Origin of the sequence: Corallococcus sp. AB011P (assembly GCF_003611605.1) — a bacterium.
Classification (GTDB): domain Bacteria; phylum Myxococcota; class Myxococcia; order Myxococcales; family Myxococcaceae; genus Corallococcus; species Corallococcus coralloides.
In genome coordinates this window covers 94,286-108,782 of the sequence record NZ_RAVX01000019.1, presented here as the reverse complement: position 1 = coordinate 108,782, position 14,497 = coordinate 94,286, and the positions used below count along the sequence as shown (strand labels likewise).

Here is a 14,497-nt window from a genome sequence, read left to right as displayed (position 1 = left end):
GTCCACCCCTGTGTCGCATAGGCTGCCGCGCGACCCATGAGCCCCCTCCGCCGCGCCACCCGGGACGACAACGCCGCGCTGCTGGACCTGTTCGGCGACGTGCCCATGACCGGGGACCTGGTGCTCAGCACACAGCGGTCGCCGGACTACTTCGGACTCTTCGCCATGCAGCGCGGTGATGCGGAGGTCTGGGCCCACGGTGAAACATCCCGCCTGGATGGCATGGGCGCCATCCACGTCCGTGACGGCTGGCTGGAAGGCAAACCGTGCCGCGTGGGCTACCTGGGCGATTTGCGCACCCGCTTCTCCGCGCGCCGCGCCCGGGGCCTGGCCCGGTTCTATGGCCCCGTCCTCGAGGAAACCTCCCGCCGCCACGGCGTGGACGTATTCCTCACCGCCGTCATGGCCTCCAACGCCGCCGCGCTCCAGGCGCTGGTGCGTCGTGGCGCGTCCCGGGAAGCGCAGCCGCACTACCACTTGATGCGCGCCTTCTCCGCCGTCTCGCTCCAGTTCGTGCTGCGCCGCAAGCCGCGCCCCAGCCGCTACACCGTGCGCCGGGCCACCGCCGCGGACGTGCCCGCCATGGCCGCGCTGCTGGACGCGGACCACCGCTCGCGTCCCTTCGGCTACCGCTTCGACACCGGTGAGCTGGAACACCGGCTCGCACACTGGCCGGGACTTCGCGTGGAGGATTCGTTCCTCGCGTTCGACCCCGCCGGACAGCTCGTCGGCTGCACCTCCGCCTGGAACCCCGACGCGGTGAAGCGCTACCGCGTGCTCGCGTACCGGGGCGGGATGAAGTGGGTCCGCCGGGGCTTCAACGCGCTCGCCACCGTCACCGGCGCGCCCCGCCTTCCCGCGCCCGGCGGCGACTTCCGCTACTTCTACCTCTGCAACACCAGCGTCCCGTCCGAGGACCCCGCCGTCCTGCGCGCGCTGCTCGATGCCGTCTACGCCGCGTTCCACGGCCGGGGCTTCCACTTCCTCACCGTGCAGCAGGACGCCGGTGACCCGCTGACTCCGGCCTTCGATGGCTTCATCCAACGGAGGCTGGACTTCCACCTCTACGCCGTCACGCCCGCCTCGCGCCCCCCGAGGACCTTCCCCGGAGGACGCACCGGCTTCGAGATCTGCCTGCCCTGACGCTCACACCACGCGCGTCTTCCAGCGCCCGCGCCGGAACAACACGATGCCCAGCACGGACATCAACGCGAAGGCCGCCGGCACCGCCCAGTACGCGCCCGCCGAGCCCAGACCCAGTGGATGGGCCAGCACCCACGCCAGCGGCAGTTCCAGCACCCAGAGGCACCCCAGGTCGATGAGCGTGGGCGTGCGCGTGTCCCCCGCACCGTTGAACGCGGAGGTGATGACCATGCCGTACGCGCACGACAGGAAGCTCAGGCTGAAGATGCGCAGCGCCGTGGCCCCTTCGTCCACCACCGCCGCATCCGTCGTGAACGCTCCCAGCAGGGGATGCGCGAAGATGAAGAACACCACGCCGATGCTGCCCAGCACCATCAGGTTGTACTTGCCCGCGAGCCACACCGCCTTCGCGCCCCGCTCCGGGTCCCCCGCGCCCATGCTCTGTCCCAGCAGCGTGGCCGCCGCGTTGCCCAGGCCCCACGCGGGCAGCAGCGCGAACATCACGATGCGGATGGCGATGGTGTAGCCCGCCAGCGCCGTGCTGCCGAACGACGACACGATGCGCACCAGCACCACCCAGCTCGACGTGGTCACCAGCGCCTGCACCATGCCCGCGCTCGACAGCCGCAGCATCGCGAGCATCGTCGCGGGCTCCAGCGACACGTGCTCGCGCCGCACCTGGAGCCGACCGTTGGACCGTATCAGCCGGAAGAGCTGGTACACCACGCCCGCGCTCCGGCCCAGCGTAGTGGCCCACGCCGCGCCCACCACGCCCATCTCCGGGAACGGCCCCCAGCCGAAGATGAGACACGGCGCGAGCACGATGTTGATTCCGTTGGCCAGCATCAACACGCGCATCGCGATGGCCGCGTCGCCCGCGCCCCGGAAGATGGCGTTGATGAGGAAGAGCAGCAGGATGCTCACCACGCCGCCCATCATCACGCGCGTGTAGCCCACGCCGTGCTCCAGCACCCACGGCGAGCCGCCGAGCGCCGCCATCATCGGCCGGGCGTAGATGATGCCCGCCACGGCCAGCACCGTGGAGATGATGACCCCCAGGCCAATGGCTTGCACCGCCGTGCGCCCCGCCCGCTCCGCGTCCTTCTCTCCAATGCGCCGGGCCACCATCGCCGTGGCGCCGATGCTCAAGCCCATGCCGGCCGCGTAGATGATGGTGAGGATGCCCTCGGTGAGCCCCACCGTGGCCACCGCCTCCGCGCCCAACCGGCCGACGAAGGCGACGTCCACCACGGCGAACACCGACTCCATGCACATCTCCAGCACCATGGGCACGGCCAGCAGGAAGATGGCCCTCCCGAGCGGCAGCTGGGTGAGGTCCTGCTCCGTGCCGTGCAGGGCCTCCTTCACGAGGGACCACAGCCCCTTCTTCACTGCGTCGCGGCTTGCCACGGGCTCGGGCGCCTGGGCGTGGCTGTCCGCCAACGGTGTCTCTTCCACGGGGTGAGGCCTTTCGAGAGCGAGGGGGCTTCCTACCGCGAAACGCCCACACGTGGCGCCCAGCGACGCGGCTTCCTACGCCCCCCGCCACCCACTCCTGACATCTGAAGGTGCCGCACCCACCCTCATCGGCTCAGCAAGCGAGCGTCCGCTGCTGGACGCCGGAGTCGTGCCTTTGGACAACATGCCCTTGGGAGGGCCGGGAGTAGCTTGCTGCATCCCGATGAGTCCCTTACCCGCGACCGCTTCTCTCCTGCCCACCGCGGTAGGTCCTCATTTCACCCTGGCCTCGTCCGCGCGACTGCTGGGCTCCACGCAAGTGGGTCCCGGGGCCGTCATCTCCCGCGGCGCCGTCGTGCGCTCGGTGGGGGGCTCCGTGACGTTGGGAGCCTTCTCCACGCTGCGCGAAGACGCGGTGGTGGTGGGCACTCCCGAACGGCCCACGTCCATTGGCGAGAAGACCGTGCTCGGTCCGCGCTCGCTCGTGATGGGTGCGCGTGTGGGGTCCCTGTGCGACATCGGTGACGGCGCCATCCTGATGCCCGGCGTGACGCTGGGCGACCGCTGCCTGGTGGGCGAGGGCACCGTGTTGCCGCCCGGCATGACGGTGCCGGATCAATCCGTGGTGCTGGGCCGGCCGGGACAGGTCCTGCGGATGCTCTCCTCCGAGGACCTGACCCACCTGCAACAGCGCCGGGGCGGTGACCTGTCGCTGCCCGCCGCTCCATTGACCCCTTTCTCCGCGCGCGACCGCGCCGAGGACGCCCCCATGGGACAGCTGTATGCCTTTCGCGACCGTCACCCCTTCGTCCACCCCACCGCCACCCTCTTCTCCTCCGCGGAGGTGTCCGGCGACGTGGTCATCGGCGCAGGGGCCATCATTGGCGCGGGCGTGAAGATCACCGGCGACCTGAACGGTCCGGTGCGCATTGGCGCGCGGGTGCAGATCCTGGAGAACACGGTGCTGCACCTGCAGCCGGACACCATGCTGGTGTTGGACGAGGGCGTGGTGGTGGGCCCGGGCTGCATCCTGCACGCGTGCAACCTGGGCGCGGGCACGGTGGTGGAGCCCGGCGCCATCCTCTGCGAGGGCAGTCACCTGGGCAAAGGCTGCCACGTGGCCGCCGGCAGCCTGGTGAAGGCGCGCGCGGTGTTCCCGGACTACGCGCTGGTGGAGGGCTTCCCCGCGGCGCAGGTGGGCACGCGCACGTCGCCGCCGGAGCCGCCGCGCTGGGTGCTCAGGCCGGAGGACCTGCCGGGCCTGCGTCGCATGGGGTGAGAGGATTTGCACTGGCCGTGCGCCCTCTGGCAGGGTCGCGGGCCATGGATGCCGTCAATTCAATCATCGAGATCGCCGGCCCGCTGATGTTGGGCCTGGCGAGTGGCGCGCTCTTCCGGAAGTTCGTGCAGCCGCGCATCTTCGCGCAGCTGGGGGATCGGGCCCGGAGGGTGACCTCCGCCACCGGCACGTGGTCGCTGGTGGTGCAGATCTGCGTCACGCTGGGCCTGGCGGCGGCGTGCCATGCGTCCAACGCCATGGCGACGCTGATGTGGATGCATGAGCATCTGCCCCCGATGCCCTTCCCGCTCACCCTGGGGCTGATCCACTGGGTCTTCCTGGGTGCGACCTTCTTCTCCGGGTACTACCTGGCGCTGATTCCCTCCTCGGAGGCCGAGGAGGAGCAGTCAGCCTCCGGCACGGTCTAGACCCAGAAGACCACGTCGCGCTCCGCATCCTCGGGACCGGAGCCGTGCGCGCCTTCGCGCAGCCAGCGGCGGTACGCTTCGATGTCCGCGTGGTGCAGGTCCGCTTCCGTGCCTGAGTACACGCCTCCGCCGGGGCCATCCGTCAGTCCCTGGCGCTGCGTCTCCATGATTCGGACGTCCTGCTGGATGACCTGCCGCGTGTACCAGCGCACTAGCGGCGTGAGTGCCCGGCCCACCCACGCCCCCGGCATGTCCACCGGCAACCGGTAGCTGATGGCCGTGTACACGAGCGTGTCCGTGGGCCCGATGGGCGTGCACTGGGAGTTGATGGCGAAGCCGCTGTCTCCCCACTGGTAGTCCACGCGCGTGACGTTGGGGACAATGAATTCATCCGTGTGCACAAGTGGCAGGCCGCGCGGGTTGAACAGCCGCCCCAGGCCGGTGAGCGCGTCCTCCTCCTGGTGATAGGTCATCCGCACCCGGCCCGCGTGACGCTTCACGGTGGAGGGGACGCGCTTGCGTGTGGGATTGCGGAACCAGCCCCGGTGGACAAAGGACGTGTGCGGCACGTCCATGAAGTTCTCCACCAGGTTCGTCACGCCGTTCGCGAAGCGCGTCACCATGAAGTAGACGGTCCAACCACGCTCGCCCCAGTAAGGGACCCGGAAGGGTTCCGCTCGGGCCTGTGTCACGTCCTTGCCCAGGTAGACGTAGACGAGCCCGTCCTGCTCTCGCGTGGGGAAGCGCGCGAGCCGTCCCACGTCACAGGGCGCGGGCTTGAGTCCTTCGTGTGCACAGGCTTGAGCGTCCAGCTTCTCTCCGCGTTGGGGCGGCCCCAGTGCCGGGATCTCCACCACCACGCCGGACGCGTCATAGACCCAGCCGTGATACGGGCAGCCGAGCCGTCCGTCGAAGACGTCGCCCTGAGACAGGCGCGCGTTGCGGTGGAGACAGCGGTCTCGCAGCGCGGTGGGTGCACCGTCGGGTCCGCGGAAGAGGACCAGCCCCGTGCCGAACACGGTGCGCGCGACGGGTTTGTTCGCGGGCAGCTCCGTGGAGAGGCAGGCCACGTACCAGAAGTCCTTCAGCGCGCCGCAGCGGGCGAGGTCCGCCTCCGCGTCCAGGTCCACCGTGAGCGTCGTCATGATGTCCCTCTTGCGAACCACTCCGCCCAGCCGGCCTGGCGGTGCAGGTCCACGGGCTTGATGTCGCCCGCGCGCTGACCGAGCTGGATGCATCGGGCCTCGTAACGCCGGGCCCCCTGTGTCACGCGCACCGCCCGCACTGGACCAAGTTGTCCCAGCTCACGTGCGTAGCGGTAGTGATGCCCCTCGCACAGGGCGCGCTCCACGTTCGCGGCCAGCGCATCGGTGGGTTGATCCGTCTCAAGGAACAGACGGTAGGCCGGTGGAGTCCCCCACTCCGGCGCGAGCATGGCGAAGGCAGGACGGGTGGGGCCCAGCGTGGCATCCAGCACCGTGCCCACTCGCGCGGCGGAGAGCTTCTCGCCCACGAGGTCCGACACGGCATCCGCTCGGCCGAGGAATCGCAGGCACGGCGTCGCGTGCACGAAGCCTTCCACGCGGACGAGGTCCCCCAGCCGGTAGCGCAGCAGTCCGCCGGACGTGGAGAGGAGTACCGCATAGGTGCGACCCGCCGTCAGCTCGTGCGCCAGGAGTGGGCGTGTGTCAGGGCGCTCCGGATCCATGAATTCGATGAAGTGGCTCCGGACCGCGAGCACCGGTGCGGGCGCTTCGAAGAGGGGCACCGTGAGGACGCCCTCCGTGGCGAGCAGGCCCTTGCCTTGGACCTCGACGCCCGGGAAGCGGCGGCATGCGCCAGCCACGGCGTGCGAGGCCTGGGCGTCCGTCCACATGCTCAGGAGCGCGAGCCCTGGCCACAGCGTGCGCGCGGAGAGCAGTCCGTCACGCAGGGCGGCGCGCAACACCTGGGCCCTCGGTGTGTCCCGCACGCACTGGAGCCCCTGCACGAGCGCCGTCCAGGCAGGGTCTTGGCCCACCGGCGTGCCGTCCGCGTCGCGTTCGGGGGGCCGCATTGTGCCGCGCTCCAGGTCCTCCGCGAGCCGTTCGCCGTGCCGCTCCAGTGCGTCCATCAGCAGCGTGAGGAAGCTGGGATTCCAGACGCTGATCAGCGACAGGTTCGAACACCGCACCAGGAACCACAGCGTCACGTAACGGCACGGTTCGACGTGGGGAGCCTGGCCCACCGAGCCCGGCACCGCGAAGACACGTGAGAGCAGCGGTTGCAGCGGGCGCGGGAACCACGCGCTGTCCTCCGCCGAGCCCACTGGGATGCCGCCCGCTGTCCGGTGCTGTCTCCGGCCCAGCGGGGAGATGGACCAGTAGCTGGGGCCCTCGCGCACGGCGGGACGGCGCAGGAAGACCTCATGGAGCATGGGCGCGAGCGCGCGCTGGAACTCGCGCAGCAGGCCCCGTGTCACCGGCACTCGCTTGGACGCGCCCGAGGAACCACCGGACAGCTCGAAGCGCAGCACGGGATCGTGGGTGAGGACCCGCGCTTCTCCTCGCGCGATGCGCTCGATGTCTTCCGCCACCGAGTCCGGAGTGGTGATGGGCACCGCGTCCTGGAACTCCCGAGCGGTGCGGATGCGGCCGAAGTGCTGCACCCGCTCCGCCTGTGCCGTGCCCTCCACTGCGCGGAGGATGCGCGCCAGACACTCCGCCTGCGCGGCCTCGGGTTCGCGCAGCGCATGACGGAAGCGCAGCGCGGACGGCGTCAGCGCCGCCATCGTGGCGGACAGCATCGTGCGGGAAGTCAGCACGCCTCGACTCCACGCGGACTTGCGAGCAGCGCGGACGAGACCAGCGCCGCCGTCATGGCGGACCACATCATGCGGGAAGTCAGCACGTCAGGTCCCCACGCGGACCCGCGAGGCGTCCCGCTCCCGGCGGGCCCAGCGGCGCAGCTGGCCCCAGACGCTTCGTGCCAGCGCCCTCGCCAGGTCCCAGCCGCGGATCTCCACCAGACACACCAGCTCCTCGCCCTCGGCGTGACCGGGGTTGCGCTCCGCGAAGTAGGCGATGTGCGGATGGGCCGCCGCGTCGCGATCGATGGGCGAGACGCCATCTCGCACCCGGTAGTGCGCGCCGTCGAAGCGCAGCGTGCCCTTCGCCGCGTCGTACTGCACACCGAACCACCGCGTCGCCAGTCCCCGCAGGAACTCCGAGCGCCCTTCCGGTGGCGTCCAGTCCCTGCGCGGATGCGTGCGCGGGAAGTAGTTCACCGCCAGCAGGTACGTCTTGTATCCGCCCGACAAGAGCAACCAGTACAGCGGCCGCCACGGCCGGCGCAGCTTGCGCGCGAGCAACAACCTTCCGAACACCACCTGCAACGTCTTGTGGCCCCACCAGTCCGGATGGATGACCGTGTCGCCCGAGTACAACACCTCCACCCCGTCCTCCTCCGCCACCCGCACCGTGCTGAACCCCACCAACTCCCGCGTGCGCCGGGCGTGCAGCAGGAACACCCACTGCTTCGCGTCCAGGTCCGCGTGGAAGCGCTCGGCGCTCACGCCCACGTAGCAGCACTGCATCAGCGCCAACATCCGCGCCCGGGTGCCGGCGTCCAGGTCCTCCCGCCGCACCGTGGTGCCCTTCATCGCGGAGAGCATCGCTTCAGGGCCCTCCCCGCAGCGCCGTGGGCGCGGGAGGCTGGCGCACCTCCTGGTAGCGGTCCGCCTCCAACGTCACCTCCTGCGGCTGCGCGCCATACCAGTGGATGACCGCCTTCACCGGCCCCGCGTGACGGCCCAGGCCGAAGTGCAGCCGAGGCTCCGCCGACGCGGAGAACCCGCCCATCAGCCCCACCTCGCGCACCTGCTCCACGCGCTTGCCGTTCTCCTCGTAGGACACCACCACGCGAGTGCCCACCGCGCCGCGGTGCGTGCGCTGACCGTCCCCCACCAGCGACAGGCCCACGAAGTGCGCGTCCGGCTTCGCGTCCGTGGCACTGGCTCGCAGCGTGTTGCGGTACAGCGACACCGGCGCGTGCTGGTTGGTGATGAGCACGTCCAGGTCCCCGTCGTCATCCAGGTCCGCCATCAATACGCCGCGCGAGTTGTCCGGCGCCTCGATGCCCACCTCCTTCGCCACGTCCACGAAGTGCCCCGGCCGGGCGTCGCCCAGGTTGAGGTACACGCGGCGCGCCTCGTTCGGATAGAGCACGCGGCCCCGGATGTCGCCCCACTTGTCCGCGTACGTGTGCACCTCCGGGCCGGACTGCATCAACTTGTGGTTCACGTACCAGTAGTCGTTGCGCTGCCCCGCCGGGATGCGCCACTTCTCCGCGTCCAGGCGCGCGTCCACCATGCCGTTGGCCTGCACCAGGTCCGGCCATCCGTCGTCATCCAGGTCCCCCGCCGCCGCGCCCCAGCCGAAGCGGCGCTCGTTCAGCGCGCCCCGGAAGGTGGCTTCGTCCTTGAAGCGAGGGATGAAGGCGTCCTCGCCCGGCCCCACCATCCACAGCAGGCTGCCCTCCGCCTGGAGCGAGTGGTGCACGTTGGACACGTACACGTCCAACCAGCCGTTGCGGTCGAAGTCCGCCACGCTCGCGTTCATGCCCTTGTACGTGTCGCGGCCAATCTCCCCGAAGCGGTTGCCCACGATGTGGCGGAAGTGCCGGCCTCCCTCGTTCAGGTAGATGTCATCCGGCCCGAAGTCGTTGGCCACGTAGAGGTCCGTCCACCCGTCCTGGTTCAGGTCCACCGTGCTCACCGCGAGCGACCAGTGCGTCTCCTTCAGACCCAGCGCCTCCACGTCCTGTTTCTCGAACGTGCCGTCCCCTCGGCCCCGGTAGAGCGCGTTGCGTCCGCCGTTGCTCGCGTTGTGCCAGCCGTCGTGCATGAAGCGCAGCATGCGGCGGTCACCCGCGTACTCAGGTTCGGGCAGCTTGAAGAGGTTGAGCGGCGGCGCGGGCTCCGGGTAGTCCGGCAGGTGCGTCGTCATGGCGTTGAGCACCAGCAGGTCCAGGTGCCCGTCGCGGTCGTAGTCCAGGAACGTGAGCCCCAGGCTCACCGCGTGGTCCGTCACGCCCGCTGATTCCGTTACGTCCTCGAAGCCCGCGGTGCCCGTCTCGCGCAGCGTGTTGCGCAGCAGGCGCACCGGCCCGAAGGCCACCGCCACCGCGAGGTCCAGGTCCCCGTCCCCATCCCAGTCCACGAACGTCCCGCCGCCCGCCAGGCCCTCCTCCTTGTAGCGAGTGGCGAAGCGCTCCAGCGCGGGCACGGGGACACGCTCGAAGCGCAGCCCGCCCAGGTTGCGATACAGGCCCGCATGGTGCTCCGGCGTGCCCAGCGGGTGCGTGAGGAACAGGTCCAGCTTGCCGTCCCCGTCGAAGTCGCCGGTGGCCACCGCGTCGCCCACCGCGACCAGCCACTTGGCGACGTGGGCCACGCGCGGGTCCAGTTCCTCCAGCGTGTGACCCATCTGGGAGGACAGGCCCGCCTGGGTGACGTCCTGAGCATCCAGGTGGAACGCGAGCGGCGCCTGACGCTCCCCCTGCGCCGCTGACACCGCGTAGCCCGTCGCCAGCACCGCCCCGAGTCCACCCACCACGCCCACGCGCTTGAGCATGTCCGGAGCCAGGAATTGACGCAGCGACGCGCCCCGGGTGCGCCACAGCTCGCGCGCGTGCATGAACACGAAGCGGCAGGTGGCCACCGTGAGCGCCGCGTAGAAGAACGTGTAGACGCTCTCCTTCAGGTGCAGCACCAGGTCCACGCAGGTGATGGCCAGCGCGACCAGCACCTGGGCCTTCGGCTTCGCGGGCGACGTCGCCGGGTCGGTGAGCATGTAGAAGACGAAGATGAAGAACGACGGCGCGCCCAGCGTGCCCAGGAACAGCACCTCCGGCGGCAGGTGGTGACGGAGGATGAACGCTCGCAGCGCCGTCTGGAGCGCGTAGAAGGTCAGGAAGCTGATCACCAGCCAGCCGCGGCCCACGCGGAAGAAGAACAGCACCATCGCCGCCATCACGATGAAGGCCGACAGCGCGACCTCCCCGTTGGCCCACTGGTAGGCGGGCGCGGCAGTGATGAGCTCGCGCGTGGTGAGCAGCGACACGGCCACCGCGAACATCGACGGGTTGAAGACGTGCCGCCCCTGGAAGGTCAGCACGTACTTGGAGCCGATGGCCAGCCACACCGGCAGCCACAACAACGTGCTCGCGTGCGAGTAGTTCAGGAGCAGCGCCAGCGAGCAGCAGGAGATGTACGCGGAGAGCGGCAGCTCCTTTCGCCGCTTGAGCACCCAGCCCAGGACCGCGTCCAGCAGCGTGCCGGAGACGACCAGGAAGGCCATCTGCCCGGGGCTGCGGTTGAAGCCGAAGAAGGTGAAGCCCAGCACGCCGTAGAGCGTGAGCAGCGCCGCGAAGGGCAGCCTCGGGTCGTTCCAGCGGGGGAAGACCCAGCCGCCCCACTCCACGCGCGTGCCCGCCAGGGCCGGCTGCGTCGGCACATCCACACTCATGATTGACCGTCCCGGTGCACGCGCGGAGCGTGCCGTGCCCGTCGCCAGGTGTCCAATCCGCACAGGGCTTGCGTCCGGCGCCCATGCGTGGAGTCCTGGCGCCCGATGTCCTCTTCCCTGCCTCGCCGCGCGGCGGTGCCTCGCGAGCTGCTCGTTCCCGCCACGCCGTCCGGACTGCTGCGCCTGGCGGCCTTGGAGTGGGCGGGGATGGCCCTGGGGTGGGCGGTCATGGCTTGGGCTCCTCCGGTGCTGTTGCCGTTGGCGGTGCTCGTCGTCGCGGGACGGCTGCATGCGCTGGGCGTCCTGCTTCATGACGCGGTCCACCTGCCTTCGCGAAGGCGCGAATGGAGACTGTGTCTGCTGGAGACCGGCGCGGGCTATCCCATTGCGTCCACGCTGGCGGCGATGCGCTACCACCACCTTCGCCATCATCGCGATGCGGGCCTGCCGTCGGATCCGTACCGCAAGCCTCCGGATGGAGGACGGCTGCGCACGGCGTGGCGGTGGTTCCTGCTCCTGGGTGTCATTCCCGGCTGGGTGCTGCGCGGGCCGGTGGGGCTCTGCGCGTGGGTGCTGCCTTCGCTGCGCACGGCGTATGCGCGCGTGTTCCTGCAGGACCGCTCCGGACGGGTGCTCACGCGGGACGCGGAGGTGGCGGCGTGTGCTCGGGCGGAGGCTGGGCAGGTGCTGTTCCACCTGGGCGTGCTGGTGCTGGCGGTGCGGTGGCCCTCCGCGGTGCTGTGGGGGTATGGGCTGCCGTTGCTGGTGGCGTCTGGGTTCAACGCTCACCGGTTGCTCGCGGAGCACACCGCCGCGCCCGTGCAGGGGCGGACGCTGGGGGATGTGTTCGCGTGCACTCGCGACCATGGGCTCGGGTGGTGGGGAGGGTTCGGATTGGCGCCCCGGCACGTGGGGATGCACGTGGTGCATCACCTGCATCCGCGGGTGTCCCTCACGCACCTGCCCCGGCTTCGAGCGTGGTACGTCGAGCGGTTTCCCCACCACTATCCCCGGCCCCGTTCCTCCTGATGCTCACTTCGTCGACGCGGGTATTCCTGGTGGTGGCGTTACTGGCGTGCGCGAGCGCGGCGGTGGGGTTCCGGCGCCGGCAGAACGCGCAGGGCGGCCGGGGTGGGCGCATCTCCGGACCCAAGATGGCGTGGCTGCTGTACGCGGTGTTCCTCTGGTTCCTGGTGTGCCCGCTGGTGGCGCTGGATGCGTCCGTGCCGGTGGAGGCGCGCGTCGTGCTGGGGGCGTTCGCGGTGTCCATGTGGCTGCGCGGTGCCGCGGAGCTCTACATGCTCTACGTGTCGCGCAACTGGCGGCCGCCGTATGGCGTGGGCCATGACCTGGGATGCATCGCGCTGGTGGGGGCGGGGCTCGTGTACACCGGGGAGAAGTGGGCCGGAGTGCTCGATGGGCGCGATGTGTGGTCGCTGGCGCTGGTGGGGTTGGTGCTGGTGAGCCTGCTGGTGGAGGTGGCGTATGCGGCGCTGTTCCATCAGGCCGTGGAGGGACGCACCACCGGCGAGGACGGCGTGTGGTTCGCGGACGCGGAGCAGGAGCGGTTCCGGCGCATCAACCGGCTGACGCTGGCGCTCAACGTGCCGTTGTATGGGGCGCTTGCGGTGTGGCTGATGATGGGAATGGGGTAGCTACACCACGGGCTGGCGCCAGGCGTTGGACAGGTGGCCGGGGTGTGACTGGTTGAAGCGGTGGAGCAGCTCCTCCCGGCCGTGCTCCAGCAGGTACGTCAGCTCCCGGGGCATCAGCGTCTTCACGGTGACGAGCCGGACCTGTCCGTCTGGCATCGTGAAGTGGGTGGGGAGCGTGGGCGTGTCCATGCCCAGGAGCACGGCCACCCGGCCTTCCTTCGTCAGGAGCGGTTCGGGCATGCGCTCTCCGTCCACTTCCATGGAGAGGATGCCGGTCCTCGCCGGTTCGCGCAGGTGTTCGTGGCCCACGAGCTCGTTGGCGATTCGTTCCAGCAGAAGCTGCTGCCAGCTCTTCGCCACGTTCTCCACGGGCTCGTCGGTTTCGAGCGCGAGCTCCAGGCCGAAGCCTATGGAGGGTTCCACGGCAGCCACGAAGAAGTCGGAGAGGCCGTCCGTCACGAAGAGGGTGCGTCCTTCGGGACGGTGGATGACGCGCCAGACCTGGCGCCTCGCGGGCCAGCCTCCTCCGACGACGATGGGGAGGATGGATTTCTCGTCCAGCGTGCCCAGGGTGCGCCAGAATGCGGTGCGGGCTGTTTCCGTTCGCTCGTAGAGCGCCTTGAGCTTGCGGTTGTGTTCGCGCTCTTCGGGGCTGACTTCGCTGGGGCCTGTGACTTCCCGGAACGACATTCCCGTGGCGCCGGAGCACTCCAGCGCCTCCTTGATGTCCTCGGAGACGATGAGCGTGATGCTCCAGCCCCACGGGCGAAAGACCTTGGCATTGCCCACTTTCGTCGTGTCGATGCGCATGCCCATGACGGACCTGTATCGCCCGGTCTTCTCCGGCCGCCCGTCTTCAGGCACCCAATACAGCACCTCTGCGGATTCCTGATCATCAATGCATCGGATGGACTGTGTGGCGACGAGGATGAAGTATGGCTCTGACTGCCCCTCGACATCGACAGGGATGACCTGCACCTCGTCAGGAGCCAGTTCCGCGAAGACATTCGCGACGCGCTTGTGGACGACAGGTGTCCCTCCCACACTCGACGTTGAGAAGTCTTGAACCACCCCCGGATGGCCAATGGGGATCGTCAGGCGCTCATGGACCTGGACCGGGCAGCCATCCGCGAACTGCCAGATGTCATCGATCTCTTGCCCCTGAGCGTTCGTTGCCTCGCCTGGAAGCCAGCGGTCACGGATATCCATGTCGCTGCGTAGGTTGAAATAGCGCATCGGGCTTATACTTCCTGTGCATCACGGTTGAGTGACGAGCAAGTTGAGTCGACTGCCATCCGTGGAGATCTCAGCGCCCAGCGACTTGAGTTCCTTCACGAGCGCCTCACTGCACGTCTGGATGCTTCTGCACCTTCCCAGTGCCGTGCTCAAGCGGTCATAGACCGCCTCATGGTACTCCCGAGGATGCGGCCCTTTATGGCCCTGGACCCGGACCGTGTTCACTTCGTCGTCCAACGACATGCCCGCACGGTCGAAAAGTTTCTGGAACTCGGGCGACCAGGGACCACCGTTGTGCGTCGCCTCCCACCACTTGTTCGTGGCGATGTGATGTACCCGGACTTCGACCGGCACGGGGACGTTCCGCCCCTTGGCGGACATCGCCACCGCGTTCGGCGCCAGCGCGAGGGTCACCTCGCCGCTCGCGGACACGGCAATCGCTGAGACTTCCGCCGCGGCCACCAGCCGGAAGCCTCCCTGCTCCGCTCCCACCAGCGCCGCCTGCGCAGAGCCCGGCAATGTCGCGACCCGCGTCGCCAGCGTCTGCGCCGTGCTTCCCAGCGCCGCCATCGCCAGCATCACGAAGGCCCTTGCCGCCTGCTTCCCCATCACCTCGCCGTACTTCTCCCCCGCGTCCCGGATGCCGTCGAACGTCTCTGCCTCCTTCACCTCCGCCGCCAGCGCCCTCCAGCCCTGGATGAGACTCCACACCGTGTCCCAGCCCAGGTACGCAATCAGCGCCACCGTCAGCGTCGCCGCCACTCCCTTCGTCAGCAGTGGCTCCGGCACCAG

The 14,497-nt window shown here is 69.5% G+C and carries 12 protein-coding genes; 5 read left to right on the top strand and 7 right to left on the bottom strand.

The genetic code is table 11. The annotated features are described in order from the left end of the window. The first annotated feature begins 36 nt into the window (after positions 1–36). The gene (locus D7X30_RS33010) at positions 37–1,143 is read left to right on the top strand and encodes a GNAT family N-acetyltransferase (protein WP_120566949.1); all 1,107 of its coding nucleotides are present in this window, start codon (positions 37–39) and stop codon (positions 1,141–1,143) included. Positions 1,144–1,146: 3 nt separating this feature from the next. On the opposite strand, the gene D7X30_RS33005 is transcribed toward D7X30_RS33010, so the two are convergent. Next, a complete protein-coding gene (locus tag D7X30_RS33005; RefSeq protein WP_233591932.1) occupies positions 1,147–2,586 on the bottom strand; it encodes an MATE family efflux transporter in 1,440 nt (479 codons plus the stop codon). A gap of 391 nt (positions 2,587–2,977) precedes the next feature. Between D7X30_RS33005 and D7X30_RS33000 the strand changes: the two genes are divergently transcribed. Together D7X30_RS33000 and D7X30_RS32995 are read left to right on the top strand one after the other, a co-directional pair. Then, positions 2,978–3,880, top strand: a complete 903-nt coding sequence (locus tag D7X30_RS33000; protein ID WP_199724620.1) for a DapH/DapD/GlmU-related protein — start codon at positions 2,978–2,980, stop codon at positions 3,878–3,880. A gap of 17 nt (positions 3,881–3,897) precedes the next feature. Beyond that, positions 3,898–4,308, top strand: coding sequence for a hypothetical protein (locus D7X30_RS32995; protein WP_147443378.1), 411 nt, complete (start codon positions 3,898–3,900; stop codon positions 4,306–4,308). Here the strand turns inward: D7X30_RS32995 and D7X30_RS32990 are convergent. From D7X30_RS32990 to D7X30_RS32975, 4 genes are all read right to left on the bottom strand, one after another. After that, positions 4,305–5,453, bottom strand: a complete 1,149-nt coding sequence (locus D7X30_RS32990) for an aromatic ring-hydroxylating dioxygenase subunit alpha (RefSeq protein ID WP_120566945.1) — start codon at positions 5,451–5,453, stop codon at positions 4,305–4,307. The two genes, D7X30_RS32995 and D7X30_RS32990, sit on opposite strands and share 4 nt — an antisense overlap. Further along, positions 5,450–7,093, bottom strand: a complete 1,644-nt coding sequence (locus D7X30_RS32985; protein ID WP_120567007.1) for a GH3 auxin-responsive promoter family protein — start codon at positions 7,091–7,093, stop codon at positions 5,450–5,452. The genes D7X30_RS32990 and D7X30_RS32985 overlap by 4 nt, the downstream gene beginning before the upstream one ends. 105 nt (positions 7,094–7,198) lie before the next feature. Then, a complete protein-coding gene (locus D7X30_RS32980) occupies positions 7,199–7,960 on the bottom strand; it encodes a hypothetical protein (RefSeq protein ID WP_120566944.1) in 762 nt (253 codons plus the stop codon). Positions 7,961–7,964: 4 nt separating this feature from the next. Beyond that, positions 7,965–10,814, bottom strand: a complete 2,850-nt coding sequence (locus tag D7X30_RS32975) for an FG-GAP-like repeat-containing protein (protein ID WP_120566943.1) — start codon at positions 10,812–10,814, stop codon at positions 7,965–7,967. 105 nt (positions 10,815–10,919) lie between these two features. Between D7X30_RS32975 and D7X30_RS32970 the strand changes: the two genes are divergently transcribed. Next, a complete protein-coding gene (locus D7X30_RS32970) occupies positions 10,920–11,843 on the top strand; it encodes a fatty acid desaturase (RefSeq protein WP_120566942.1) in 924 nt (307 codons plus the stop codon). Next, positions 11,843–12,469, top strand: coding sequence for a hypothetical protein (locus D7X30_RS32965; RefSeq protein ID WP_120566941.1), 627 nt, complete (start codon positions 11,843–11,845; stop codon positions 12,467–12,469). Before D7X30_RS32970 ends, D7X30_RS32965 begins: the two co-directional genes overlap by 1 nt. Here the strand turns inward: D7X30_RS32965 and D7X30_RS32960 are convergent, their stop codons facing one another. Together D7X30_RS32960 and D7X30_RS32955 are read right to left on the bottom strand one after the other, a co-directional pair. Then, on the bottom strand, positions 12,470–13,678 hold the full coding sequence (locus tag D7X30_RS32960) for an imm11 family protein (RefSeq protein WP_370051890.1): 1,209 nt from the start codon (positions 13,676–13,678) through the stop codon (positions 12,470–12,472). It lies immediately after the preceding gene. A gap of 48 nt (positions 13,679–13,726) precedes the next feature. Then, the coding region (locus D7X30_RS32955) for an AHH domain-containing protein (protein WP_199724619.1) at positions 13,727–14,497 on the bottom strand (771 nt) is incomplete at its 5' end.

Coding starts and splice junctions, on each gene's coding strand:
- D7X30_RS32970 (WP_120566942.1), top strand. CDS start 10,920: ATGTCCTCTTCCCTGCCTCGCCGCGCGGCGGTGCCTCGCGAGCTGCTC.
- D7X30_RS32980 (WP_120566944.1), bottom strand. CDS start 7,960: ATGCTCTCCGCGATGAAGGGCACCACGGTGCGGCGGGAGGACCTGGAC.
- D7X30_RS32990 (WP_120566945.1), bottom strand. CDS start 5,453: ATGACGACGCTCACGGTGGACCTGGACGCGGAGGCGGACCTCGCCCGC.
- D7X30_RS33010 (WP_120566949.1), top strand. CDS start 37: ATGAGCCCCCTCCGCCGCGCCACCCGGGACGACAACGCCGCGCTGCTG.
- D7X30_RS32960 (WP_370051890.1), bottom strand. CDS start 13,678: ATGGATATCCGTGACCGCTGGCTTCCAGGCGAGGCAACGAACGCTCAG.
- D7X30_RS32965 (WP_120566941.1), top strand. CDS start 11,843: ATGCTCACTTCGTCGACGCGGGTATTCCTGGTGGTGGCGTTACTGGCG.
- D7X30_RS32985 (WP_120567007.1), bottom strand. CDS start 7,093: ATGCTGTCCGCCACGATGGCGGCGCTGACGCCGTCCGCGCTGCGCTTC.
- D7X30_RS32975 (WP_120566943.1), bottom strand. CDS start 10,814: ATGAGTGTGGATGTGCCGACGCAGCCGGCCCTGGCGGGCACGCGCGTG.